This window comes from Acinetobacter sp. KB005 (assembly GCF_049949095.1).
GTDB classification, from domain to species: domain Bacteria; phylum Pseudomonadota; class Gammaproteobacteria; order Pseudomonadales; family Moraxellaceae; genus Acinetobacter; species Acinetobacter calcoaceticus.
In genome coordinates this window covers 3,073,365-3,099,411 of sequence record NZ_CP188191.1, presented here as the reverse complement: position 1 = coordinate 3,099,411, position 26,047 = coordinate 3,073,365, and the positions used below count along the sequence as shown (strand labels likewise).

Genomic DNA, 26,047 nt, shown 5'->3' with positions numbered 1-26,047 from the left:
AATAGGTAGGAAATAACAAAATGTCTACTTTCTTAGATAAAATTAAAAACCGTCGTACTATTTATGCAATTGGTAAAAATGTTGCATTAGATCGCACTAAAATTGAAGAGACAATTCGTGAGGCGGTTAAACATAGCCCTTCAGCTTTTAACTCGCAATCTTCACGTGTGGTGACATTATATGGTGAATCTCATGCTAAATTCTGGAATTTAGTTCGTGAAGCATTACGTAAAATTGTTCCTGCAGAAGCTTTTGCTGGTACAAACACAAAAATTGATAGCTTTGTAGCGGGTGCTGGTACGGTTTTATTTTATGAAGACCAAGCTGTTGTTAAAAATTTACAAGAGCAATTCGAATTATATGCAGATAACTTCCCAGTATGGTCTGAACATTCAAGCGCGATTGCTCAATTTGCAACTTGGACTGCGCTTTCAGAGCTTGGTTTAGGTGCATCTTTACAGCACTATAACCCAATTGTTGATGCTGAAGCAGCTGAAGCGTTTGATGTTCCTGCAACTTGGAAACTACGTGCTCAATTAGTATTTGGTTCAGTTGAAGCGCCAGCAGGCGAAAAAGCATTTATTAATGATGCTGATCGTTTCAAAACTTTCAATTAATTGAAATTTAAAAAAGAGCACCTATTTGGGTGCTCTTTTTTTATGTTTTGAGAATTAATGCAAGGACTAAATAAAACGGAAACTGATGAAATTCAAATATATATTTTAAAAATAATAAATCTGAAAATTAGCCAATAACTGCACTGTCATAAAATAGTCACAATCATATTGCATATTGCTCATGATTTAATAGCTTATCAAATACAGAGAAAGAAACAGATGACTTTAAGATTAGGTGTTGCTGCAATTGGTTTATTACTCAGTGGTTCAGTATTTTCAGCAGTTACAATTACAGCGCCAGAGGAAATTGTAATCCTTGCGGTAAATGGTCAAGAAGTCAATTCTGGGTTATTTCGTTCATCTAAAAATAACTATAAAGTCGATGCGGGTGAGACTAGCTTAAGCGTGCGTTACCAAGAATATTTTGAACATTTAAATGGCGAGCATGACATTGTTAAATCTGGTGTAGTCACAATTCAAACACCTGCATTGCAAGATGGGAAAACTTACAAGCTTTCGATGGTAGATGTCCCTAAAGACTTTGAAAATGCGAAAAAATATGCTGAACAACCAACAGTTGCTTTGTACAGTGCAAATAATGAATTAATTGTGAAACAAACGGGCGCAAACAATGAAGCAAAACCATGGTTTGCAACTGGCTTGTTGGGTAAAGTAACTGACTTTACGACTAAATCATCTAAACCACAGCCTGAAGCAGTGTATGCATCGGCTAAACCTACTTCCGCTCAAGTTATTGTGCCAACTCCAACGTCTATGCCAGTAACAGGGGTAGCACAAACGAATGATCAACGGTTAGTTGAAACTTGGCAGAAAGCCTCAAAAGCTGAGCGTCAAAAATTTATGGCTTGGCTAGCTGAACAATCAAATTAATTTACTATTAATATCTATTAAATTAATTGAAATGAAAAAAGACCTCAAATGAGGTCTTTTTTGTTTAGGTTAGAAACCAGATGTAATAGCCTAAAAGCATGAGAGGCCATGCTATCCATGGACTAAATAACCATTTCCATAACCAGAAGTTGGGTACAAAACCCACTCCATAAATAAAGCCACCAGAAATACCGATCATCACCAACATGAGTTGGCTATGATTGTAGTGTCCGTTAGCATCTAACATGAGTGAAGGGTAAACCAGCAAAATTGCAGCAAGAGGCAATGCCAACAGAAATGAAAGGGCCATTGCGAATGCTTGAACTTTTCGATGATTTGATGCTGTCATTGCTTTTGCCATGATTTATTCCTCATCTAAGTTCTGATGGTGCTCGATATAAAGTGCACTGAGTACACCTGCAAAACATGCCATCAAAATGCCAAGGATCCATGCGAAATACCACATTTGCTTCTCCTTAATACAAGCTATGCGAGTTTGACTCGATGTGTTTGTTGGTAATGACTCCCCACATTTTGTAATAAGACCAACTGGTATAGATCAAAATGAGTGGTACAAAAATGCCAGCAGCTACAGTCATAACGCCTAAAGTAAGGTGGCTTGAGACAGCATCCCACATCGTCAAGCTAGAATTGGGATTAATGCTAGATGGCAATAAGAACGGAAATAGTGCAAAACCTGCGGTTAAAATTGCTCCTACAATCATTAAACTTGTACCAGTGAAACTTAAACCTGCTTTTGCTTTTGAGGATGCAAAAATTGCAATGATTGCGCCTAAGATTGCAAGAACTGGAGCAACTTTAGTAATTGGATAGGTACTGTAATTGTTCATCCAACCAGGGTTGCTATTGGTAACTACCTCTTTTGCTAAAGGGTTGAGTGCAGCATTTGGATCAATTGCTACTGAATAGCTATAACCGGGTATTTGACCAAAATACAACCATGCTCCAATAACAAGAAAACAAGCTAAAAATAGCATTGCCATAATCTGGGTTGCTTTTGCAGAGCGTTGCTTTAAAGCATCGTCTGTACGCAACATGAGCCATGCACCGCCATGGGCACAGAGCATTGAAAGACTGACAATACCGCAAACTAATGCAAACGGATTTAAAAGAGCAAAAAAGCTGCCAGTATATTCAGAGCGTAAAGTGTCATCTAGACCAAAAGGTAAGCCTAGAAACAAATTACCAAAGGCTACACCGAACACAAGCGCTGGTACAGCGCCTCCAATGCATAGGCCCCAATCCCATGAATTACGCCATTTGGTGTTTTCAAGTTTTGAACGATAATCAAAGCCGACTGGTCGTAAGAAAAGGGCGAATAAAACCAGTAATAATGCCCAATACATACCAGAGAAAGCCACAGCATATACCATTGGCCATGCAGCAAATAATGCACCACCTGCTGTAATAAACCAGACCTGATTCCCATCCCAGTGTGGTGCAATCGTGTTGATTGCAGCACGGCGTTCGCTATCGGTTTTTCCAACGAAAGGCATGAGAGCCATAGAACCCATATCGAAGCCATCAGTCAGAGCGAAGCCGATCAGAAGTACGCCAACTAACACCCACCAAATGATTTTTAATAATTCATATTCAATCATGATAAGGCCTCCCCATTAACAGCTGTTTTCGGTTCATGCTTTTCAAAATGATATTTGCCAGTGTGCAGAGAACTTGGCCCTAAACGAGAAAATTTGATCATTAAATACATTTCGATAATTAAAAGCGCTGTATAGAACGCTGCTAAGGCAAGAATCGACCCCCATACATCACCAGTACTTAAACTAGAAGTAGATAGGTGGGTTGGTAAGATTTCACCAATTGACCATGGTTGACGGCCACCTTCAGCTACATACCAACCAGTTTGTGCAGCAATCCAAGGAAGTGGCAGTGCAAACAATGCGTATTTAAGTAACCAAGGTTTGTTTTCAGCATTTCTTTTTGCTACAGCCCAAGTCGCTAAAATGAAAAGTAATAGCATCAAGAAACCAGAGGCAACCATTGCTCGGAAAGAGAAAAATAGTGCTGTAACATTTGGAACAGTATCTTTTACAGCAGCTTTAATATTTTGCTCATTTGCATCAACTACATTTGGTGCATATTTCTTAAGAAGTAGGCCATAACCTAAATCTTTTTGATTTTTTTCAAACGAAGCTAATAACTCTGGTGAGCGATCACCCGCACGTAGTTTTTCAAGTTCAGCATAGGCAAGCATACCGTTGCGAATACGAACTTCGTGCTGCTGCATGAGATCTTTTAGACCAGTAACTTCTTTGGTTGTTGAACGGGTTGCAATTAAACCTAATGCATATGGAATTTTAACTGCATAATCTGTCCGCATTTCTTCATGGTTCGGTATACCAAATAAAGTAAATGGAGCTGGAGCAGGGTGAGTATCCCATTCAGCTTCAATTGCAGCCAGTTTAGTTTTTTGAACATCCCCTAATTCATAGCCAGATTCATCACCGAGTAAAATCACTGAAAGTGTAGATGCAAGACCGAAAATCGCAGCAATTGCAAATGAACGACGAGCGAAAGGAAGATCACGTTTTTTAAGCAAGTAGTAACTTGAGATAGCTAGTACGAAAATCGCACCAGTTACATAGCCTGCTGATACAGTGTGTACAAATTTAACTTGAGCCACAGGGTTAAAGATAAGTGCGCCGAAATCGACTAGTTCCATACGCATCGTTTCAAAGTTGAATGCAGCACCTACAGGGTTTTGCATCCAGCCATTTGCCACTAAAATCCAGAGCGCTGACATGTTAGAACCGAGCGCAACTAACCATGTTACACCTAGATGCTGAACCTTAGTTAAACGGTCCCATCCAAAGAAGAACAAACCAATAAATGTCGACTCAAGGAAGAATGCCATAAGGCCTTCAATTGCTAATGGCGCACCAAAAATATCACCTACATAATGTGAGTAATAAGCCCAGTTCGTTCCAAACTGGAACTCCATGGTTAAGCCAGTTGTTACCCCTAAAGCAAAGTTAATACCAAATAATTTTCCCCAAAATTTAGTCATATCCTTGTAAATTTCTTTACCGGAAATGACATAGGTGGTTTCCATGATGGCAAGGATAAATGCCAAACCTAAAGTTAAAGGGACGAAAAGAAAGTGATACATTGCGGTCATTGCAAATTGAAACCGCGAAAGATCAACCACGCTTTCAGAAATCATCAACGTGTCTCCTTAATGTTGGAAATGTTATCGCCAGCAATATGCTCGGCGACCTGATTGTCAAAATTTTTGGGGATGGTGGGAGCATCAAACCAAATATGTTTAATCGTTAAAAGAAGCACTATTTTTATTATTAAAATAATGGTGATTTCTTTAATTAAACGACTATTAAGATTTTGAAAATTAAGGCTCATTAATTAAACCTCATTTGATATTAATTTTATTATTAATCAAAATATAATAAAAATAAACAATAAATATATTTTAAATGGATATTTAAATAATTAATTTATAAAAAACAAATAGTTAATATTTGAAAAATAATACCATACTAAAATAGTTTGAATTGATTATTAATTCCTACTAAAACACTTGTAAATAAAATTATTAAGTTGATTAAAATGGTTTGTTTTAAATTTAATTCCGACTGAAATGGTTGTATATAATATTTGCTAATTTTATTTCTAACTAAAATGGTCGGGATAATAAATAATTAATTAAAAAAGAAAATAATAAAATAAGGCCGTAATAAAGCCTGAAAAAAAGCAATAATAGATGAGAAGAATTATTAAGAATTAATCGGGTGCGAAAAGATCGTTTGAGATAGAGATTTTTTTGGCTACATAATGGCTTTTATGCACTTTGACAAGAATGACTTGGGAATATAATTCGAGTTCACCATATTCTGGTTCTACTTGAACATAGTGAAGTTGACCAAATTCATCACGTACGCGTGCTTGAGCAGAAAAACCTGGTCTGGCATTACCACTGGAAATAGTCGCTAATCGCCCTAAAAGGTTATAGTTGGTATGTGTAAGCTTCGGCTTAATCACTTGGTCAAGGCAGTGAATCATGAACACAGTAAAAAAGATTGCGATCACAAGTGCTGGGACGATTAAATAAAATGGTGAAATAAAATAATGCTGTATTGCGAAGAAAGAGAGTTGTAAAAAGTAACCTGCATAACTGAAATTGATGAGTAAAAAAACGAAAATTAGAGCTTTAGAAAATTTAACATTAAGTAGTGGTGAGTTAGAAAGCCAATCCGGTGCAATTTTTTTAAGTAACTGACTTGGACGGAGTCCAATATACATACCAATGGTTTCTACCACGCTGAGCAATATCAAAGCCACTACACTTAAGTGAAATGGCATAAGATAATAATTGAAAAAGAAATCAGCCATGGCAGAAACTCTAATGTTTATAGCTTCAGTCTACGATATAGATACCGCCATCTGAATGTACTTTAAGCTCAACTTTATTTAAAAAATCACCTAAACATGGCCCTGAAATACATTCGCCTGTTTCCACAGTAAATAAAGCACCATGAGTAGAGCACTGGATGTATTCTTGGTCTTGATCGAGAAATTGATTTTCTAAATATTCAAGCTCAGTTTGCAAATGAGGGCATAAATTCTGATAAGCATAGAATGCGCCGTCACGTTGCGTAACGAAAATAGTAGTTCCTTGTAAAGTGTCAAAAGCTCTAGCTTCGCGCTCAGGAACTTCTTCCGTCATACAGATCCTTTCCATTTTAAGCACATTCCTTCTGAAAATTTTCAAGAAGTTTAGCATAATCATTTACAGCTAAACGTGGTCCGAATTGAGAGACTACTTCACTCGAAATTAAGATGGCTAACTGAGCCGCAGCATTCAAATCTTGGTGATGGTTTAGGGCATAAAGGAACGCGCCTGCAAATGCATCGCCTGCACCATTTGTATCTACTGCTTCAACATGACGTCCCGCAACATGGAAGTGCTGAGTTGGGTTAGAAACTAATGCACCTTTGGCACTTTGTGTAATGACTACGGTATGATTTTTAAAACGTAATTGAGCAAGAGCATCTTCTACAGATGTTGTATTTGTATACATTAAGGCTTCTTGTTCATTACAAAATAGTAAATCTACGCCATCATCCATAAGTTCTTCCAAGCCTTCACGAGCGTATTGCACCATGGCAGGATCTGAAAGAGAGAGGGCAATTTTTACGCCATTTGCTTTTGCAATTTCTCTTGCTTGTTTTACAGCTTTACGAGCCGTTTCACTTGTAGAAAGATAACCTTCAATATAAAGCCACTTTGCTGTTTTTAATGGTTCAAAGTCGATTTGATCTTGAGAAAGTTCAGCAGTAATACCCAAATAGGTGTGCATCGTGCGTTCAGAGTCAGGGCTAATTAACACCATACATGTGCCAGTTACGCCTTCACTGATCGATTTTGGTGTGGTCTTAATGCCAGCTTCATTTAGACCTTGTAGGTAGATCGCACCTAAATCGTCATGACCAACACGGCAACCATAAAAAGCGCTTCCACCTAATGCACTAAAAGCTACAGTCGTATTTGCTGCAGAACCGCCACTTGCTTGACCTTTGTAGTCTTGATGCTGTTTTAACTCTGCATATAGAGCAGACTGAGTGTCACCATCGGACAACTGCATTGTGCCTTTTTGCAGGCCTTGTTGATTAAGAAAATCATCAGACACTTTAAATTCTTGGTCGATTAATGCATTACCAATTGCAAAAAGATCTACAGTTGCCATATGTGTTGTCACAAATAAAAAAATCAGGTAGCTAAGTTTACACCATTGCTTGGATTTGCTGTAGTTTGTTGAATAAAATTCAGTTAATTCAGAAAGTGACGTTTTTATGTGCACTCTCATTATCGCCATCAGTGAGTTGGAGGGGGTATTCGATGCAGCCATTACTTTATTAAGAAATAGGGTATAGCTAAATAAATAGGCCGCATGGTAATTTTCTAAAAAAATAAGATGATTTTTTAACTCAGGTCTGATTTAACAAGGCCATTGAATTCATATTTTTAATAAATATTATCAATTAATAATGATTCTTGCTAATATTTACAAATACACTGTATTTAATTGAAACTTCGCATGAAATTTTTCGTAGCGAACTTACATGAAGCGTTCTATTTTATTTATTTCATCAGTTGGGGTGATGACAAGCCATGTATATGCCGTAGAGGCAGAGCAACAGGCTGTAACCAACCTTCCAACAATTTCAGTAAAAGCTGAGAAGGAAAAAAGCTTAAAACAAGAAGTGGGACAAGCATCGAGCGCAACTAAAGGACTTATGCAATTAAAAGATGTTCCTCAAATCGTAAATGTGGTGCCTAAACAAGTTTTAAGAGAGCAAACTGTCACCTCAATGCAAGGTGCCTTGCAAAACGTTGCTGGTTTGAGCTTTAGTGTGGGTGATGGGCAGCGTGATCAGGTCATGATTCGTGGTTTTTCTGCTATTACAGATAACTATGTAGATGGTATTCGTGACGATGCCTTGTATTTTCGCGACATGTCGAATGTTGAGCGTATTGAAGTATTAAAAGGGCCTGCTTCTGTATTATATGGACGTGGTTCTGCGGGTGGATTAGTCAATAAAATTAATAAAAAACCAATGGACGAATCTTTGCGTGAGCTGAGTCTTATTGGTGGCACAACAGGTCAACGCCGTGCAGAAGTCGATGTGAATGAAAAAGTAGCAGAGAATGTTAAGGTTCGTTTAACTGGCGCAGTTGAAGATTCAGATGGTTATCGTGATCAGGCCTTTTTAAAACGCCAAGCGGTTGCTCCATCTTTACAATGGGATATTTCAGACAAGACGAAGCTTTTAATTCAGGCTGACTATTTGCATGATGACCGTTTAGCAGATCAAGGTTTTCCGACAGATCCAATTACAGGTAAACCAGTTAAAACAAATCCTAAAACTTTTTATGGTGCATTAAACGGTAAAGAAGTTGGTGATGTTGATACTGAAATCTCAAGCCAAACCATAAGCTTAGACCATGAGTTTAATGATAATTTAAAATATCATGGGGCAGTTCGACACTATAACTATTCATTAGATCGTCAATACAGTGTTGATTCACATCAAAACTTACCAGCTGATAAGATTCAATTGACTCAAAACAAACGCTTACGTAATGAAGATGGCGTGTATGTTCAGCAAGAATTGAGCGCTTTATTTAATACAGGTTTTTTAAAGCACAATACTTTGATTGGTGTCGAGTATAGTAAGCAGCATAAAGATGAAATACTTTGGCAAGGGGCTAAAACAACTACTGATTTGTATAACCCTGAATTAGAGTATTGGGCACCCATCAATACGGGCACAAAAGATGCACGTAATAACAATAGTAACACCTTTGAAAACTATGGCATCTATTTGCAAGACTTAATGACAGTTACAGATCAGCTTAAAGTTTTAGTTGGTTTGCGTTACGACAATTTGTCACAAGATCGTAATGATAAAGTGAAATCTCAAATATTAAATAGAACTGATAACACCTATTCTCCACGAATCGGGGTGGTTTATCAGCCAGTAAGCAATATTTCCCTTTATACTTCTTATAACCGATCTTTCCAGCCATTAGCTGATTCATTTGTTTTATATCAAAATAGTGATGATTTGAGCCCAACAAAAACTGAAAATATTGAGGTCGGTGCAAAATGGGATGTAAATGATCAATTAAATGTGACATTGGCTTTATTTGAAATGAGCCAAACGAATATTCAAAACCAAGATCCAGCAAATCCAAATCAAGCATTGTTAGCAGGTGAGCAAAAAACCAAGGGTGTTGAGCTTTCTTTAACAGGTCAATTGACTGATCAATTGTCAGTATTAGCTGGTTATTCTTATATGGATGGGAAAATTGAAAAATCGGCTATTGGACTGACAGGCAATCATTCTGCGCTTACCCCAAATAACACTGCAAACTTATGGTTGAAATATCAAATTAATGATCATTGGTATGCGGCTGTTGGTGGACGTGGTGAATCTTCACGTTTTAGTGCTCCAGATAACAAGAATGTTTTACCAGGTTATGCTGTTGTAAATGCAGCAGTAGGTTATCAAAGTGAACGTTATGATGTGAACCTGAACTTAAATAATCTATTTGATCGCGATTACTTTGTTTCAGGTCATAGTAACGCAAATGATTCAAACATGATGGGTGATCCATTAAATGCTCAAATTGCGCTTCGTTATCGTTTTTAAGTAAAAGTTTTTTATAAAAGCTCATCAACTTGATGGGCTTTTTTATTTATTGGGTAATATATAAATAGAATTAAAAGCTTTTGTTCTGTTAGGATAAAACATTCATGGCTATGTGCTTGATATCAAAGCCGTGCCAATGAAAACTAATACTCAACAAAAACATAGTATTTTACTTGGCTTTTGTTCGCCAATCTCAAGCTGACTCAGGCTATAATGAGACTTATTCACTTATCCGATATGTTAGGAGATCACATGACTGTAGATGTCACTGAAACCATTTCTCAAACTGTTCACCCTGCGTTTCAGTTGCTACGTCAGCACCATGTAGAAGCATTAGATATTTTAGTGTCTGAATATAAGCATAAAGTTACAGGTGCTGTGCATTATCACTTGGCAACTGACTATGATGAAAATGTATTTCTTGTTGCTTTTAGAACACAACCTATGGACTCTAAAGGCACGGCACATATTTTAGAACATACCGCTTTGTGTGGATCTGAAAAGTTTCCGGTGCGTGATCCGTTCTTTTTAATGATTCGCCGTTCTTTAAATACGTTCATGAACGCATTTACAGCAGCAGATTGGACAGCATATCCATTTGCTACTCAAAACAAAAAAGATTTCCAAAACTTACTTTCTGTTTATCTTGATGCGGCGTTTGCCGCTAATTTGAATCCACTTGATTTTGCTCAAGAAGGTATTCGTATTGAACTTGAAAATGGACAACCTGTTTATAAAGGTGTGGTCTTTAATGAAATGAAGGGTGCCATGAGTGCGCCATCTGACCAACTTTATCACCAGTTGGCTCATCATTTATTTCCTGAAACGACCTACCATTACAATTCAGGTGGCGACCCGAAAGATATTCCTGATTTAACGTATGAGCAGTTAGTTGAGTTTTATAAGACTCATTACCATCCAAGTAATGCTGTATTTATGACTTTCGGGAATCAAACAGCTTATGAGTTACAAGAGCAATTTGAAAAACTAGCTCTAAATAAGTTTTCTGCGGGTACAACTTTATATTCTAAGCCTGAAAAACGTTTAGCTGCGCCAATTGAAGTAACAGAAAATTATGGCGTTGATAGTGATGATTTAAAAGATAAAACTTATCATGTCTTATCTTGGTTATTACCTGAAGCAAACGATGTTAAATTGCGCTTGGGAATGCGTTTAGTTGAAGGAATTTTATTAGAAAATTCAGCTTCACCATTGCGCCATTACCTAGAAACGTGTGGATATGCTCAATCAACCGGTCCATTAATGGGTGTAGACGATAGTAACTTTGAAATGACTTTCTATTGTGGTGTGCAAGGTTCAAATCCTGAACATGCTGAAAGCTTTAGAGATGGTGTTTTAAATATTTTAAGTGATGTCGCTGCCAAACCAATTGATAGCGATTTAGTCGATGCAATTTTACATCAAATTGAATTGCATCAACGTGAAATCAATGGTGATGGTACACCATATGGTTTAAGTCTAATTTTAAATGGCTTAAGCGGTGCGATTCACCACAATGACCCAATTCAAATTTGGGACGTTGACAGCGCAATTGCACAAGTTAAAGAAGAGTTGAAAGACCCAATGTGGTTATCAAATCTGATTCAAACGCATTTGCTAGACAACCCACATCGCGTACAGATGACTCTAGTTCCAGACCCAACTAAGTCTGTAAAAGAGCAAGAGGCAGAAAAAGCACGTTTAGCTGCTATTGGTGAAAAATTAACAGATGCTGATAAGGCTGAAATTATCGCTAATACCAAGGCTTTAGAGGAGCGTCAGGATACTCCAGATAACCTTGAACTATTACCAAAAGTAGGCTTGGAAGATGTACCTGCTGACTTGCATATTGTGCAGGGTCAATTGCGCGAGATTCTTTGCAATCGCATGGATACGCCATTGAATTTGTATCATGCTGGTACGAATGGTATTTACTATCAACAAGTCCTCATCCAAATTCCTGAAGATATTGTAATGTCACCTTATTTCAATTTGCTTTCTATCTTGATGGGCGAAGTGGGCGCAGGTGAATATGATTATCTTGAGCTGCAAAACTTACAAACAGCTGTAAGTGGTGGTTTGGGAATGGGCGCTTCTTTACGTAGTAAAGTCGATGATAAAGATAAAATTAGTGCTTGGTTAACGTTAACAACTAAATCTTTAACTCAAAAAAATGATGCAATTCATTTATTAAAGTTAGCATTTGAACAGCTTCGTTTTGATGAGAAAGAGCGCATTATTGAGTTATTGCAACAACGTAAAACACGTTGGCAGTCTCGTTTGTCTGGCGCAGGTCATAGTTATGCAATGCAAATTGCATCACGTAATATGAGTGCCTTGGCTCAACGTGATTATCAAAACACTGGTTTAGGTGCATTAAATTGGTTGAGTGAGCTTGTTACTAAGATTACTCAAGATGATGCAGCTTATGATGAGCTAATTTCAGAATTAAAGCGTATTCATCGTAAATTATTGCAAGCGCCTAAACAGTTCTTGCTTGTATGTGAAGAACATCAGTCTGAACGTTTGGTTGAAGAAATCCAAAATGTTTGGGATAAATTAAACGTTGATGCAACTGCAACAGAGTTAACTCACGTAGAACAAGCAAATGATAATAAACATGAAGCATGGTTAATTCAGGCAAATGTTCAGTTCTGTGCTTCTGCTTATCAGGCTGTCGATGTATCGCATCCAGATGCGGCTCCCTTAATGGTATTGGCAGCTTATTTACGTAATGGGTTCTTACACAGTGCCATTCGTGAAAAAGGCGGTGCTTATGGTGGCGGAGCAAGTTATGATGGGAATGCATGTTCATTCCGTTTCTATAGTTACCGTGACCCACGTTTAGCAGAAACATTTAAAGACTTTGAAGCGAGTGTGCAATGGTTATTAAATGCGGAACAACAGCCTCATCAGCTTGAAGAAGCGATTCTTGGACTCGTTGCAAGTATGGATAAACCAGGTTCACCAGCGGGTGAGGCGATTACAGCATGTTATGCATTGTTGCATGCAAGAACACCAACTTTCCGCCGTACCTTACGTGAACGCTTGCTGCATGTAACATTAGAGGATTTACAACGTGTTGCTCGTCAATATTTGGTTGAGCAAACTCCTGTAAAATCTGTAGTTGCGCCATTTGCAAAACGCGATGAATTGCAGCAATTAGGTTTTACCATTCAACAAGTTAATTAAAATAAAAATTGGAGATGAACATGGCGTTCAGACAATTTGAACGCACATCTTTACAGCTAAGCATGGGAATCGTGCTTAGCTGTTTATGTGCGTCTGTGACATATGCTGACACCTTGGCACCCGTAACCCCTGCGACAGTAGATGCATGTGTTGCTCTTGCTTCGAATGCCGATCGTCTGGCTTGTTATGACTCTGTATTTAAACCAGCAGCTTTACCAGTTATTCAAGCTGCGGCTGTACCAGAACCTGTTAAAAAAATTGATGCACCTGCTGTTCCACCTGAAACCTTTAAAGAGAAGGTGGTAGATACAGTGAGTAATATCAAAATAATTGGTAAAGCACCAAAACTTGAACCTACTACTTCTTTATTAGATCAACGTTGGGAGTTGTCTGAAAAAAGTAAACTAGGGGTTTGGAATATTCGTGCTTATCAACCGGTCTATTTGCTACCTGTATTCTGGACCAGTGATAAAAATGAGTTCCCACACAGCCCAAACCCCAATAATACGGTGACAGAAGATCAAAATCTGAAATCAACAGAAAGTAAATTCCAACTTTCTCTAAAGACCAAAGCTTGGGAAAATATTTTTGGCAATAATGGTGATTTGTGGGTAGGTTATACACAATCTTCACGTTGGCAGACATTTAATGCTGAAGAGTCTCGTCCTTTCCGCGAAACGAATTATGAACCTGAAGCTAGTTTAATGTTTAGAACCAACTATGAATTACTTGGTCTAGATGGTCGTTTGCTTGGGGTTACTTTAAATCACCAATCAAATGGTCGTTCAGATCCATTATCTCGTAGCTGGAACCGCGTAATCTTTAATGTGGGATTAGAGCGCGGTAACTTTGCTTTAATGCTTCGTCCGTGGGTGCGTATTGAAGAAGACAGCAAAGACGATAATAACCCTGATATGGAAAATTACATCGGTCGTGGTGATTTAACAGCATTTTATAAGTGGAAGGAAAATGACTTCTCTTTAATGTTGCGTCACTCTTTAAAAGGTGGTGATGACTCTCATGGTGCTGTTCAATTTGATTGGGCTTTTCCAATCAGTGGCAAATTGCGTGGACACTTCCAGTTGTTTAATGGTTATGGTGAAAGTTTAATTGACTATAACCATCGAGCAACTTACGCGGGCTTGGGTGTTTCACTCATGAATTGGTACTAAGTTTTTACTTGTAAAAATGCCGCTTTTATAGCGGCATTTTTATTATCCAATTTGAATATTGGCTTGAGGGTGCTTGAGTCGACTTTTTTTCGGAGTGGCAATTAAATAAGCCAGTGTTAATGGGCCGAGTCGCCCAGCAAACATCAGTAAACTTAAAATGAATAAACTACCATTATGTAGCTCCGGCGTGATTCCGCGAGAAAGCCCCACAGTACACGCTGCGGAAACAACCTCAAACAACAAGTTCATAAAGTCTGCTTTAGGCTCTAAAAGCAAAATAATAAAGAATCCCATGAAAATGAGTATGCTCGTAATTGCAGTAACAGCTAAAGCCTTATAGGTCGTTTCGTGTGCGACTGAATGATTAAATATTCGAATTTCATCTGTGCGCCGTAAAAATGAAATAACACTGAGCACTAAAATTACAAAGGTTCCAACTTTGATTCCACCTGCGGTACTAAGCGAGCCACCACCAATAAACATAAGTAACATCATGAGTAAGGAGCTACTGTTGGTCATTGCTCCTGTATCAATGGTATTAAATCCTGACGAGCGTGGAACAGTGGCTTGGAACCAAGCATTTAATGCTTGATCACCGATACTGAGCATTCCTAGGGTATGAGGGTTTTGAGCTTCTAAAGCCCAAATTAAAATAAAGGCAATAATATTAATCACTGTAATAGTGGTAAGAATTAGCTTGCTATTCGGCGTGAGTTTTTTCCATTTTTTATTTTGCTTAATGTCCATGAGAACCAAAAAGCCCAGCCCGCCTAAGGTATAAAGTATGCTAATGGTTATACAAATCAGGTAGTTACTTTGGAAATTTATTAAGCTATTGGAAAATAATGAAAAACCAGCATTGTTAAATGAAGAAATACTATAAAAAACTGCATAATATAGTCCACGTGCAAAGCCGTAACTCGGTGTAAAAGCAGTGGTGAGAATAATTGTGCCGATGAGCTCAAAAATAAGAGTATAAGTCACAACCCCTTTAGCTACAAAAGTAACCTTTGACAGACTTGTTTGTCCGAGACTATCTTGCGCCATCATTTGCTGCTTAAGGCCAACTTTAGGTGACAAACTTAGTGCCGCCAATATGGCAAAAGTCATGAAACCTAAACCACCAGATTGAATGAGCAACAAAATGATAGTTTGCCCGAACAGGGTAAAAGACTCATGAATATTTAAAACAGATAGGCCGGTAATTGTTACTGCCGAGGTTGCGGTAAATAGCGCATCCATCCAGCTCACATGACCCGTATTGGCAAACGGAAGTTTTAGTAATAAAGTGCCAAAAATAATAAAGCCCAGAAACCCCAGCGCTAAGAGTGAAGGAGGGCTTAAATTTAATGTTTTATGGGGCTTGGGATATATAGACATATTCTAGATTTCGTTTCTTATATGAAGCAATTAGAAAGTTTCTTTAACTGCGGTAAATGACCTTCTAAAATAAGAATATCATGAGTTTGCAAGGTGAAATTTTCTTCCGTCTCAAACAAAATTTGCTGCTGTCTTTTTACGAGCAATGTTTTGACCTGTGGTGCTTGCTGCATAATGCCATATAAGTTAATGCCATTAAGTTTTTCAGGAATTTCAATTTTAATAATGTAGTGATCATCGTCTAAGGACATATAACGACTCACCATTGGATAGTTCAGGGCTTGAGCAACGCGTACCCCCATATCTTCTTCAGGATGAATAATTTTATTGATATTGAGATGCGACAAAATGGTGTGATGTGCTTTGGTTTTTGCTTTTACCCAAATCTTGTCCATCCCTAAATTTTTTAAATTCAGGACACATAGGATACTTGCTTCAATATCTTCACCAATTGCGACCACAACTGCATCACAATTTTGAATATTAAGTTCATCGAGTACATGTTCGTCGGTTGCATCGGCAATGACGGCATGAGTTAAAACGTTGGCAAGATTTTCAACATTCTTTTTTACCGTATCAATGCCAATAACATCATGATTTAATTTTGTGAGCTCTTGAGCAACAGTTGCTCCGAAACTCCCTAAGCCAATGACTGCAAACTGTGCCATGTTGGTCCTTGTTTCCTGATTAGATGTTTATTTTTAAGGATATTTTCTTTGAGATAAAGAGAGGCAATGTAAATATGATGGGAATATTAAAATAATTATATGAATAAGCCGACAAATTTGTCGGCTTATTCATCAAAATCCAAGATTATTTCAAGAAACGTTTGTAGCCAACATTATTCGTAATTTCTGCATACGGATAGCTAATCTGCTCAAGAGTTTCAATTAACCCATCAGGATTTTGTTTCGCATCGGTTGCTTGTAAACCGACTAATACACGTCCTTCTGCTGCACCATGATTACGATAATGGAATAGCGTAATATTATGGGTTGGGCCTAAGCGAGTTAAGAAGGTTAAGAGGGCGCCTGGACGTTCAGGAAACTCAACGCGGAACAATCTTTCATCGTCCAGATTTGCATGACCGCCAATTAAATAACGAATGTGTAATTTGGCAACTTCATCATCAGATAGATCATCTACTACATAATTTTGTTGCTTCAATTGTTCTAAAATTTCATGGCGCTCAGCGTCACCACCTTTTAAGCTAATACCAACAAAGACTTGCGCTTCTTCTGTGTTGTTTGCTCGGTAGTTAAACTCGGTAATATTACGACCTTGTAAAGCGCGACAGAAGCCTAAGAATGCACCTTTTTCTTCTGGTAGTGTTACCGCATAAATGGCTTCACGCTGTTCGCCTAACTCGGTACGTTCAGCAATATAACGTAGACGGTCAAAGTTCATGTTGGCACCACATACAATCGACACAATATTTTTATTGCTGATTTTATGTTCGGTAATATATTTTTTGATACCAGCAAGGGCCATCGCACCTGAAGGCTCAACAATGCTGCGATTTTCGTCAAAGGTATCTTTAATTGCCGCACAGATTTCATCTGTATTTACAGTCACAATCGCTGGGTCAACAATAGGACCAGAATTATCAGACTTGCGTAGACGAATAATATCAAATGGCAAAGCACCGATTTGTGCAACAGCTGTACCATCTGCAAACAAGCCTACATGCGGCAAGATTACACGTTCATTTGCTTCTAAGGCTGCTTTTAAGCACGCAGATTCTTCATATTCAACGCCAATAATTTTTACGTGAGGTGCAACTTCACCAAGGTAAGCTGCTACGCCTGAAATAAGGCCACCACCACCTACAGCAACAAACACATATTCTACATCACGCCATTGACGTAATATTTCATTTGCAATGGTACCTTGACCAGCAATGACAAGTTCGTCGTCATAAGGTGGAATAAATACAAGGCCTTCAACTTCGGCACGTTGTTGAGCATATTTATTTGCTATATCAAAACTATCGCCATGTAACACAACTTGACCACCCAAGCGTTTAACTGCTTGAACTTTAATGTCCGGAGTTGTGCTTGGCATAACAATAATCGCTGGAATTCCTAAACGTTGACCTGATAATGCTACGCCTTGAGCATGGTTACCAGCAGATGCACAAATTACCCCGCGTTCGAGTTGTTCTTTAGGTAATTGGCTAATACGGTTATAGGCACCGCGTAATTTAAAAGAAAAAACAGGCTGTAAATCTTCACGTTTAAAACGAATAATATTATTTAATTTTTGACTAATTCGTGGAGCTGCTTCGAGAGGTGTTTCAATTGCAACATCATAAACCGTTGCTTGTAAAATTTGTCGTACCACACGAGACAGCATGTTCATCTTCCCTATAACAGTTTAAAATAGGAAGTTATTGTAGCAAACCCCTGTGCATTTGCGCCGATTATTGGTGCATAAATGTCAAAAAATAGTTGAGTGATGTCATGAGTCTATACGGAACCCAAGATGAAAAGAAACAAGCTGCTGCGAAAGCTGCTTTAAAACACTTACCCAAAGGTGGCATTTTGGGGGTTGGGACTGGAAGTACAGTAAACTTTCTAATTGATTTATTGCCTGAATTGCAATTAGAAGCTGCTGTGGCAAGTTCTCAAGCAACTGCTGATCGCCTTAAAAAATTAGGCATTGAAGTTGTAGATATGAACCATGTAGGTGGTTTAGATGCCTATGTTGATGGTGCAGATGAGATTGACCGTCATATGCATATGATTAAAGGCGGTGGTGCTGCATTAACACGTGAAAAAATTGTAGCTTCAATTGCTAAGAAATTTGTTTGTATTGTTGATGATTCAAAGTGGGTTGATCAACTTGGCCGTGATTTTCCACTCCCAGTAGAAGTTATTCCAATGGCCCGTTCGGCAGTTGCTCGTAAACTAGTGGCTTTAGGTGGTGATCCGGTTTATCGCGAAGGCGTCGTAACAGATAACGGTAATGTGATTTTAGATGTATTTAATCTTAATATTTTAAATGCGATTGATGTAGAAAAAACCATTAATAACATTCCAGGTGTTGTGACTAATGGTATTTTCGCTTTAAACCCAGCAACGATTGCAATTGTTGCAACAAATAACGGTATTGAAGAGCGTACAGCACAGTAATGTCTGTGGAAATGCCAGAAATTAAAATCGTTCGACACGTAAGAGCAAGAAAATTGCGCTTACGTGTCGAGCCTGCTTCAATCCGTCTTACGGTTCCTTTGTTTTGTAGTAAGAAACAAATTCAGCAGTTTTTGGCTCAATCTCAACAATGGTTGACTGAGACGTGGAATAAGCAACAAAATGTTCAATCGGCATCTATTGAAATTCCTTCTGAGATTTATTTTTTTAATAAAGAGCAACCATTTCAGGTCATTGTTCAAAAGCAGCATCGAGTTTTTCAATTCGATTGGGAAAATAACTGTCTATTTATTAAAGACACGCAGCCATATTTGGCATTACAAAGTGCAGTGATTGCATTTGCAAAACAAGAGTTACCCGAGCTTTTAAACGATTTAAGTGAACAAACTCGTCTAAATTACAGCGAATGTTCAATCCGCCGTCCCAAAACTCGTTGGGGAAGTTGCAGTAGTCAGCATAATATTATGCTGCATGCAGGTTTGGTGCTCATGTCACACGAGATTGCTCGCTATGTCGCTATTCATGAGTTAGCGCATACTAAACATTTTGATCATAGCCCTGCATTTTGGGCAGAAGTTGAAAAATACGATCCATATTTTCAAAAACACCGCAGACAACTTAAATCAAATCCATTGCCTGCGTGGTGGTATGTCTCAAATTAACTAAAACTACATTCTAATTGTGGTGTTTGTAAGTTATCTGGTGCTTTTCGGCTATCTAGACCTGCTTTGGCACTCACGATTTTATTTGCTTTAATCGATAATTGTATAAAGTTGTATTGTTGCGTTGAGTTGTTTGGTTCGGCTGAACTTGAGTTGAGTAAATAACTTGAGCTTGCAGCATCTGTTTGCAATAAATTATCTGTACTATCCGCACTTAAAGCAGAGCGATAAGTCTGTGATCCTTTAATAAGTTCGATTTGACCATTCGCACGGAAATTAAGTTGGCAACCTGTTGCAGTGTCTTCATAGTGACCTACTAAATAGTCTGTAGCTGGTAGTTTGGGGTCGGACAGATTAATGCTGGTCAAACCTTGTTTACAAGGATATATAGAACCGTTACAGGTTGCTGTAATACCACTAAAACCTACAGCACGACGATAATCACCAGCCCCATCTATACGGAAAAAGTCAGTTGTATTTCCGATAGGTACGACCCCTGAATATTGTTTCTTATCCAGTAGATTATAACTCGTCTGATCTAAACTCTGGCTATTTGCCAATTTTAAAGTAGCGGCTTTTAAATGGGTTGCAAAATTATCGCGTGTAGCTTTTTGATTAGCTGCGATATCTAACAGTGTATTTTTGACTGGATCAATATTATCTGGAGCAGAATTGAAAATAGGGGAGAAGGATGTTGGATCGCCATGAAGTTTTTTCCCATCTAAAAAACCATCTTTCAAATCGGTTGCTAAACTTTTAACAAGTTCTTGGTATGTGGTTGCTCCGCTATGAATTGTTGACCAATATTGTAAGTAGCCAAAGCTAAGATAGCTATCCACATATGTACTAGGTTTTTTGGTTGAGTACTGCAATGAAGTTAAAGTAGTGACGAGGGAGTTGGCTGGACTTAAACTAGGAATGTCGGCATCTTTGAACGCATTAAGAAGAGATCTATAAACGTCTTGAGAAGCTAAGTCCACATGCAATTGCTCAATGCTGGTTGGGTTAATCGTATCTTGAGGGAGTTGTCCCGAGCGTATAACAGCGCGTTGGTAAATCGCTTCACTGCTTGGACTTATGAATAGAGTTCTGCCACTTACACTGTTCGGTGTAATAAACGCATGATAAATACCAGAGAAATTTTGGTATGTTGAAGTAATTGGATCAAATACTTGAGATGAATTTTGAGTCGTAATTTCTACACGATATAAACGATTCAATTTAGCAGTAGGAATTTTGACATTAAAGCTGTTTAAACTTGCAATTGAAGTATCTAATAAAACAGAGTTCGTGGTGTTGTCATATACTTTTAGTTGGATATTACGCATTTCTACAGGAGATTTAAGAGTAACATCAGTCGTTGCCTCTGGAGTAGGATCAACAGGTGTTGGAGTGCTTGGTGAGTTGCCACTACTACTGCCTCCACCTCCGCAACCTACAAGTAGGGCACTTAAAATTAATGTGCTCAAGCCAAGGTAAGTGTGTAATTTTGTTTCTTTTGATTGATGAAGCATCCTAGCTCTCCGAAATTAAATCTCGTATTTATTTGCTGATATTTGTTTAGTTATGACAGTTCAATAAGTTCTATCTAATTGTCGCTAAAATTAAAAAAATTAAAATTACCAAGCATGAAATGGTTTTGTAAGCTTGGACATCCTGTCATACTACGGCACAAGTATAGATTCAAAAATTGAGGTAATGCACGTGATTTCTGTCGGAATTGTTGGTGGAACGGGTTATACAGGCGTTGAACTATTACGTATTTTATTACGACATCCTAAAGCGCAGGTTCGAGTTCTTACTTCACGTACAGAAGCGGGCAAACCAGTTGCAGATATGTTCCCTAATTTACGTGGACATACTGATCTTCAATTTTCTGATTTAAATATTGATGATTTAAAAAAGTGTGATGTTGTGTTTTTTGCAACTCCTCACGGTGTTGCTATGCAACATGCAAAAGAATTGATTGCGGCTGGCACTAAAGTTATTGATTTGGCTGCTGATTTTCGTTTACAAAATCTTGAGCAGTTTGAGAAATGGTATGGCATGGAACATGCTTGCCCAGACGTTCTGGAAAACTCAGTATATGGTTTAGCTGAACTAAACCGCGAAAAAATTAAACAGGCGCAAGTGATTGGTAACCCTGGTTGCTATCCGACTACCGTTCAATTGGGTTTGGCTCCACTTTTGAAATCAGCGCAAGCATTGATTGAAACAAAAAATATTATTATTGATGCGAAGTCAGGCGTTTCAGGAGCAGGCCGTAAAGCAAGCTTAGGCATGATCTATAGTGAAAATGCTGATAACTTCAAGGCCTATGGGGTTGCGGGTCACCGTCACCACCCAGAAATTGTTGAAGCATTAGAAAATATTGCGGGGCAAAAAGGTGGTTTTGAAGGGCTCTTGTTTGTTCCTCATTTAGTTCCAATGATTCGCGGTATGCTCAGCACAATTTATGTTGATTTGACAGAAGCTGGAAAACAAACGGATATTCAGGCATTGTATGAGCACTTTTATGCAAATGAAAAATTTGTTGATGTGATGCCTGCTAATAGTTCGCCTGAAACACGTAGTGTGCGCGGTGCGAATGAGCTTCGTATTGCTTTATATAAGCCGCAGCCGAATAAGCTTATTATTCTTGCGGTACAAGATAACCTTGTGAAGGGTGCATCTGGTCAAGCTGTACAAAATATGAACCTTATGTTCGGCTTTGATGAAGATGAAGGCTTACAAGGGATTGGTTTATTACCATAAAAAACTCTTTTTTGCTTCACACACATTTAAATTTCGATTTAAATGTGTGTCTTGACTCTGATCTTAAACACTGAGATGACGATGCAAAACTCTGGACAGACGACTTCGGCAGAAAGTTCGTTGCAAAAGAAAAAATTTTTAAATACCAATAAACCTTTGTTTATTGGTGCGGCTATTTTAATGAGTGGTTGTCTTGCGCTCGGCTATACAATTGGGCACCGTCAAGGTCTAACTGTTGTAGGTTACGATGCAGATGCAGAGCAATTGGTTGAAGTGGTGCAAAAGCAAAAAACAGCTTTAGATGCAGTTAATAAAAGCCTGAACGCTGCAGTACAAGAGCGTGATGTTGCTGTAACAAATGCAAATGATCTGTTTGAAGCCCTTAACCAAGCCAATGCTGATAAAACGCAGCAAGAAGGTATGAGTAATATCTACCGTGATATCTTGAGGCAGCGCGGTGGTCTAAGCTTGACGATTCAAAATTTGGCGATTAAACCTCTGCCTGAAAATGCTTATGAATATCAGTTGGATTTAGTACAGGTGAGCCCAAGCAAGCGCCGTGCTTCAGGATCGATTGAGATAAGACTCATTAAAGATACAGAAGTTTTGGTTGTACCACTTGAAGCTAAAAACTTTAACTTTACTGATTTTGAGCGTTTAACAGGTCGTTGGACTATGCCTAAAGGTTTTACACCTCAATTTATTGAGGTACGTTTAACAGGCGGTTCTGATACACCAGTTATTAAACGTTTTAGTTGGCAGCGCGGTAAACCTGTCGAAACATCTTCTGCTTTTGTGGCAGAAATTCCTCAAGCTGAAGCAAATTCACAATAGTAACATCCTATGCGAACAAATAAGCGTCAAACAAACTTAAAAGATATCAAGGCTTCTTTTCAGCAGTCTGGTTATGTCGATTGGCACTTCCATCCACGCTTAAGTGATTCGCAAAACGAAGATCATGATGGAGAGGTTGTTGTACAAACAGCACCTCCTGAACTCAAGCGTCCGCCGTTATATGCAGTCGTCTTAATGAATGACGATTACACGCCAATGGACTTTGTAATTGAAATTTTACAACAATACTTTGCAATGAATCTTGACCAAGCAACTCAAGTAATGCTAACAGTACACTATGAAGGTAAAGGTATTGCTGGGGTATATCCAAGAGACATCGCGGAAACCAAAGCAAACCTTGTTAATAATTACGCTCGATCGCAAGGTCATCCATTACTTTGCCAGATTGAGCCTAAAGCATAAGGGGGTTACATGCTCAGTCGTCAATTAGAAGTATCATTACGTTTGGCTGTTAGCATGGCTCGTCAAAAGAGACATGAGTTTCTTACAGTTGAACACTTATTATTAGCACTACTCGACAACGATTCGGCCGTGAATGCATTAAAAGCATGTGGGGCTGATATAGTTTCTTTACGTAAAGAATTAGAAGAATATGTAGAACAACATACTCCTAAGCTTGGCGAAAATAGCGAGCAGGCGCCTCATCCAACAGAAAGTTTCGACCGCATTTTGCAACGTGCTATTTTCCATGTGCAATCAAGTGGCGGCGATCGTACTGTTGAAGGTGCGGATGTTTTGGTCGCAATGTATTCAGAGCGTGATTCTTTTGCTGTGTATTTGCTTAAACGTCATCAAATCAATCGATTGACATTGACTCAATACTTGTCTCATGGGACACGTAAAGATGAAGTGCAAGTTGAAGAAGAAGTTGAAGATATTGAGGGTGAAACGAGTACGGGCAATGCAGGGCCATTAGAGCTTTATACGCTGAACTTAAATGTTGAAGCGCAAAAAGGCAAAACTGATCCACTTATTGGTCGTGAAAAAGAAATTGAGCGTACAGCGCAAATTCTGTGCCGCCGTCGCAAAAATAATCCATTACTGGTAGGTGATCCGGGCGTTGGTAAAACCTCGATTGCTGAAGGTTTGGCATGGTTAATTGTGAATGGTAAGGCGCCTAAACCTTTGAGTCAGGCTGAAGTTTATAGTTTAGATATTGGTGCATTAGTTGCTGGGACCAAATATCGCGGTGACTTTGAAAAACGTTTAAAACAATTGCTTAATGCTTTGAAGAAAAATCCAAATGCGATTTTATTCATTGATGAAATTCATATGATCATTGGCGCGGGCTCAAGTATGGGCAGCACAATGGATGCTTCGAATCTCATCAAGCCAGCTTTGGCAAATGGTACTTTGCGTTGTATCGGTTCAACGACGTTCCAAGAATATCGTCAGGTTTTTGAAAAAGACCATGCGTTATCACGTCGTTTCCAGAAAATTGATGTCAATGAGCCAAGTATTTCTGAAACAATTGATATTTTACGTGGCTTAAAATCTAAATTTGAAGATTTTCACCACGTACAATATGACGATAAAGCATTGGTATCAGCTGTAGAGCTTTCTGCTAAATTCATTAATGATCGTTTCTTGCCAGATAAGGCAATTGATGTCATTGATGAAGCAGGTGCTCAGCGCCGTTTGAAAGCTGAAAGTGATGATAGCTTGATTACTGTAGAGAATATCGAAGATATCGTTTCTAAGATCGCTCGTATTCCACCAAAAACTGTTTCTAAAGATGATAAGTCAGTGCTTGAAAATCTTGAGCGTGATTTAAAACGTGTTGTGTTTGGTCAGGATGAAGCGATTACAGCGTTAGGCTCGGCAATCAAGTTATCTCGTGCTGGATTGAAATCACCAGATAAGCCAGTAGGTAGTTTTGTTTTTGCTGGCCCAACAGGTGTGGGTAAAACTGAAGTCACTAAACAGCTGGCGAAGTTGTTAGGTGTGGAGCTGGTGCGTTTCGATATGTCTGAATATATGGAACGTCATGCAGTTTCACGTTTGATTGGTGCACCTCCGGGTTATGTGGGTTATGACCAAGGTGGGCTGTTAACTGATGCGATCCATAAGAACCCGCACTGTGTTTTGTTGCTAGATGAAATTGAGAAAGCACATCCTGATGTGTTCAATCTCTTGCTGCAAATCATGGATCATGGTGCTTTAACGGATAACAACGGACGTAAGTCAGACTTTAGAAATGTCATTATTGTCCTGACTACGAATGTGGGAGCAGAAAGTATTTCTCGCGCGAGTATTGGTTTTACTGAACAAGATCATAGTTCTGATAACCAAGAAGCAATGAAACGTGCTTTCTCACCAGAGTTCCGTAACCGTCTAGATAGTGTTATTCAATTCAAGTCATTACCAACAACTGTTATTGAGTCTGTAGTTGATAAATTCTTGACAGAGTTACAAGCGCAACTAGATGACAAACAAGTTGTACTTGATGTCGATCAAAGTGCTCGTGATTGGTTGGCAACAAACGGTTATGACCGCTTGATGGGTGCGCGTCCAATGCAACGCCTCATTCAAGAACACTTGAAGAAACCATTAGCTGAAATGATTTTGTTTGGTGAACTGGCAGATCATGGTGGTAATGTGGCTGTATCAGTGAAAAATGAAGATGGCAAAGCTGTTGGCTTAAAACTTGAAGTGTTTGAAGATCATCATACGGCAGAACCAGCATAACTCATGTTAATTGATAGTCTTGCTATAACCCGAATACTGAGTGTATTCGGGTTATTTATTATTACAGCAATTGCTGAAATTCTGGGTTGTTATTTCCCTTATCTGATTTTAAGAGAAGGTAAGTCGGCTTGGCTGTGGTTACCTACAGTTTTAAGCTTGGCTGTCTTTGTATGGCTACTGACCCTACATCCAGCGGCTTCAGGGCGCATTTATGCTGCATATGGCGGTATTTATATTTTTACTGCGTTAATGTGGCTGCGCTTTGTTGATCAGGTCGGATTAACAAGATGGGATATATTAGGTGGTCTAATAGTGCTTTGTGGAGCTGGCTTAATTATATTACAACCTCAAGGGCTGATTCGTTAAGACAATGAGTGAATCAAATCTTAAGCGTGAAAATAAGAAGTTTTTTTCAAAAAAAAGACTTGTCAAAGCCCTCAACAATGCGTATTTTAGATTTAAGGAACATT

General features: G+C 38.5%; 24 protein-coding genes. 12 read left to right on the top strand and 12 right to left on the bottom strand.

Annotated features, from left to right (window positions below; all coding sequences use genetic code 11):
- The first annotated feature begins 20 nt into the window (after nucleotides 1–20).
- Complete coding sequence (locus ACPF64_RS14830) at nucleotides 21–617, top strand: nitroreductase family protein (protein ID WP_004643073.1); 597 nt, start codon at nucleotides 21–23, stop codon at nucleotides 615–617.
- 219 nt (nucleotides 618–836) lie between these two features.
- On the top strand, nucleotides 837–1,508 hold the full coding sequence (locus ACPF64_RS14825) for a DUF2057 family protein (RefSeq protein ID WP_426454206.1): 672 nt from the start codon (nucleotides 837–839) through the stop codon (nucleotides 1,506–1,508).
- Nucleotides 1,509–1,572: 64 nt separating this feature from the next.
- Here ACPF64_RS14825 and ACPF64_RS14820 read toward each other — a convergent pair whose 3' ends face one another.
- The 8 genes from ACPF64_RS14820 to ACPF64_RS14785 all read right to left on the bottom strand — a co-directional run bounded on the left by ACPF64_RS14820 (nucleotide 1,573) and on the right by ACPF64_RS14785 (nucleotide 7,252).
- Nucleotides 1,573–1,872: a cyd operon YbgE family protein gene (locus tag ACPF64_RS14820; protein ID WP_128814366.1), complete on the bottom strand. Its 300-nt coding sequence runs from the start codon at nucleotides 1,870–1,872 to the stop codon at nucleotides 1,573–1,575.
- Nucleotides 1,873–1,974 (bottom strand): cytochrome bd-I oxidase subunit CydX, encoded by a 102-nt coding sequence (gene cydX, locus ACPF64_RS14815; RefSeq protein WP_000270276.1) that lies wholly within the window; start codon nucleotides 1,972–1,974, stop codon nucleotides 1,873–1,875. It abuts the gene before it with no gap.
- A gap of 10 nt (nucleotides 1,975–1,984) precedes the next feature.
- Nucleotides 1,985–3,130 (bottom strand): cytochrome d ubiquinol oxidase subunit II, encoded by a 1,146-nt coding sequence (cydB, locus tag ACPF64_RS14810; protein ID WP_426454204.1) that lies wholly within the window; start codon nucleotides 3,128–3,130, stop codon nucleotides 1,985–1,987.
- Nucleotides 3,127–4,713 carry a cytochrome ubiquinol oxidase subunit I gene (locus ACPF64_RS14805; protein ID WP_426454202.1) on the bottom strand — a complete coding sequence of 529 codons (1,587 nt, stop codon included), beginning with the start codon at nucleotides 4,711–4,713 and terminating at the stop codon, nucleotides 3,127–3,129. Before ACPF64_RS14805 ends, cydB begins: the two co-directional genes overlap by 4 nt.
- The gene (gene cydP, locus ACPF64_RS14800) at nucleotides 4,713–4,907 is read right to left on the bottom strand and encodes a cytochrome oxidase putative small subunit CydP (RefSeq protein ID WP_003652097.1); all 195 of its coding nucleotides are present in this window, start codon (nucleotides 4,905–4,907) and stop codon (nucleotides 4,713–4,715) included. The genes ACPF64_RS14805 and cydP overlap by 1 nt, the downstream gene beginning before the upstream one ends.
- Nucleotides 4,908–5,288: 381 nt before the next feature.
- The gene (locus ACPF64_RS14795) at nucleotides 5,289–5,897 is read right to left on the bottom strand and encodes an OB-fold-containig protein (protein WP_003652096.1); all 609 of its coding nucleotides are present in this window, start codon (nucleotides 5,895–5,897) and stop codon (nucleotides 5,289–5,291) included.
- 25 nt (nucleotides 5,898–5,922) lie between these two features.
- A complete protein-coding gene (locus ACPF64_RS14790; RefSeq protein ID WP_003652095.1) occupies nucleotides 5,923–6,231 on the bottom strand; it encodes a Rieske (2Fe-2S) protein in 309 nt (102 codons plus the stop codon).
- Nucleotides 6,232–6,247: 16 nt separating this feature from the next.
- Nucleotides 6,248–7,252 carry an adenosine kinase gene (locus ACPF64_RS14785; RefSeq protein ID WP_205469103.1) on the bottom strand — a complete coding sequence of 335 codons (1,005 nt, stop codon included), beginning with the start codon at nucleotides 7,250–7,252 and terminating at the stop codon, nucleotides 6,248–6,250.
- Nucleotides 7,253–7,628: 376 nt separating this feature from the next.
- Between ACPF64_RS14785 and ACPF64_RS14780 the strand changes: the two genes are divergently transcribed.
- From ACPF64_RS14780 to ACPF64_RS14770, 3 genes are all read left to right on the top strand, one after another.
- Entirely contained in the window at nucleotides 7,629–9,722 is a 2,094-nt protein-coding gene (locus tag ACPF64_RS14780; protein WP_426454199.1) for a TonB-dependent receptor, read from the top strand.
- Between the two features lie 252 nt (nucleotides 9,723–9,974).
- Nucleotides 9,975–12,914, top strand: a complete 2,940-nt coding sequence (locus ACPF64_RS14775; RefSeq protein ID WP_426454197.1) for an insulinase family protein — start codon at nucleotides 9,975–9,977, stop codon at nucleotides 12,912–12,914.
- Nucleotides 12,915–12,934: 20 nt separating this feature from the next.
- Nucleotides 12,935–14,086, top strand: coding sequence for a phospholipase A (locus ACPF64_RS14770; protein ID WP_132069490.1), 1,152 nt, complete (start codon nucleotides 12,935–12,937; stop codon nucleotides 14,084–14,086).
- 42 nt (nucleotides 14,087–14,128) lie between these two features.
- Here the strand turns inward: ACPF64_RS14770 and ACPF64_RS14765 are convergent, their stop codons facing one another.
- The 3 genes from ACPF64_RS14765 to ilvA all read right to left on the bottom strand — a co-directional run bounded on the left by ACPF64_RS14765 (nucleotide 14,129) and on the right by ilvA (nucleotide 17,827).
- A complete protein-coding gene (locus ACPF64_RS14765) occupies nucleotides 14,129–15,466 on the bottom strand; it encodes a TrkH family potassium uptake protein (protein WP_426454195.1) in 1,338 nt (445 codons plus the stop codon).
- 17 nt (nucleotides 15,467–15,483) lie between these two features.
- The gene (locus ACPF64_RS14760; protein WP_080027248.1) at nucleotides 15,484–16,134 is read right to left on the bottom strand and encodes a potassium channel family protein; all 651 of its coding nucleotides are present in this window, start codon (nucleotides 16,132–16,134) and stop codon (nucleotides 15,484–15,486) included.
- A 145-nt stretch (nucleotides 16,135–16,279) separates the two neighbouring features.
- Entirely contained in the window at nucleotides 16,280–17,827 is a 1,548-nt protein-coding gene (gene ilvA / locus ACPF64_RS14755; RefSeq protein ID WP_171061263.1) for a threonine ammonia-lyase, biosynthetic, read from the bottom strand.
- A 101-nt stretch (nucleotides 17,828–17,928) separates the two neighbouring features.
- Here ilvA and rpiA point away from each other — a divergent pair, with 101 nt between their 5' ends.
- On the top strand, nucleotides 17,929–18,600 hold the full coding sequence (gene rpiA / locus ACPF64_RS14750) for a ribose-5-phosphate isomerase RpiA (protein ID WP_426454192.1): 672 nt from the start codon (nucleotides 17,929–17,931) through the stop codon (nucleotides 18,598–18,600).
- The gene (locus ACPF64_RS14745) at nucleotides 18,600–19,280 is read left to right on the top strand and encodes a SprT family zinc-dependent metalloprotease (protein WP_426454190.1); all 681 of its coding nucleotides are present in this window, start codon (nucleotides 18,600–18,602) and stop codon (nucleotides 19,278–19,280) included. The genes rpiA and ACPF64_RS14745 overlap by 1 nt, the downstream gene beginning before the upstream one ends.
- Here the strand turns inward: ACPF64_RS14745 and ACPF64_RS14740 are convergent.
- Entirely contained in the window at nucleotides 19,277–20,794 is a 1,518-nt protein-coding gene (locus tag ACPF64_RS14740; protein ID WP_426454188.1) for a hypothetical protein, read from the bottom strand. The genes ACPF64_RS14745 and ACPF64_RS14740 overlap by 4 nt on opposite strands.
- A gap of 184 nt (nucleotides 20,795–20,978) precedes the next feature.
- Between ACPF64_RS14740 and argC the strand changes: the two genes are divergently transcribed.
- The 5 genes from argC to ACPF64_RS14715 all read left to right on the top strand — a co-directional run bounded on the left by argC (nucleotide 20,979) and on the right by ACPF64_RS14715 (nucleotide 25,943).
- Complete coding sequence (gene argC / locus ACPF64_RS14735) at nucleotides 20,979–22,034, top strand: N-acetyl-gamma-glutamyl-phosphate reductase (protein ID WP_017388248.1); 1,056 nt, start codon at nucleotides 20,979–20,981, stop codon at nucleotides 22,032–22,034.
- Nucleotides 22,035–22,109: 75 nt separating this feature from the next.
- Complete coding sequence (locus ACPF64_RS14730; protein ID WP_080027243.1) at nucleotides 22,110–22,868, top strand: DUF6776 family protein; 759 nt, start codon at nucleotides 22,110–22,112, stop codon at nucleotides 22,866–22,868.
- Nucleotides 22,869–22,877: 9 nt separating this feature from the next.
- Nucleotides 22,878–23,291, top strand: coding sequence for an ATP-dependent Clp protease adapter ClpS (gene clpS / locus ACPF64_RS14725; protein WP_002121129.1), 414 nt, complete (start codon nucleotides 22,878–22,880; stop codon nucleotides 23,289–23,291).
- A 9-nt stretch (nucleotides 23,292–23,300) separates the two neighbouring features.
- Nucleotides 23,301–25,577 (top strand): ATP-dependent Clp protease ATP-binding subunit ClpA, encoded by a 2,277-nt coding sequence (gene clpA, locus ACPF64_RS14720; RefSeq protein WP_003652076.1) that lies wholly within the window; start codon nucleotides 23,301–23,303, stop codon nucleotides 25,575–25,577.
- Nucleotides 25,578–25,580: 3 nt separating this feature from the next.
- Nucleotides 25,581–25,943: a YnfA family protein gene (locus ACPF64_RS14715; protein WP_003652074.1), complete on the top strand. Its 363-nt coding sequence runs from the start codon at nucleotides 25,581–25,583 to the stop codon at nucleotides 25,941–25,943.
- The last annotated feature ends 104 nt before the right edge of the window (nucleotides 25,944–26,047 follow it).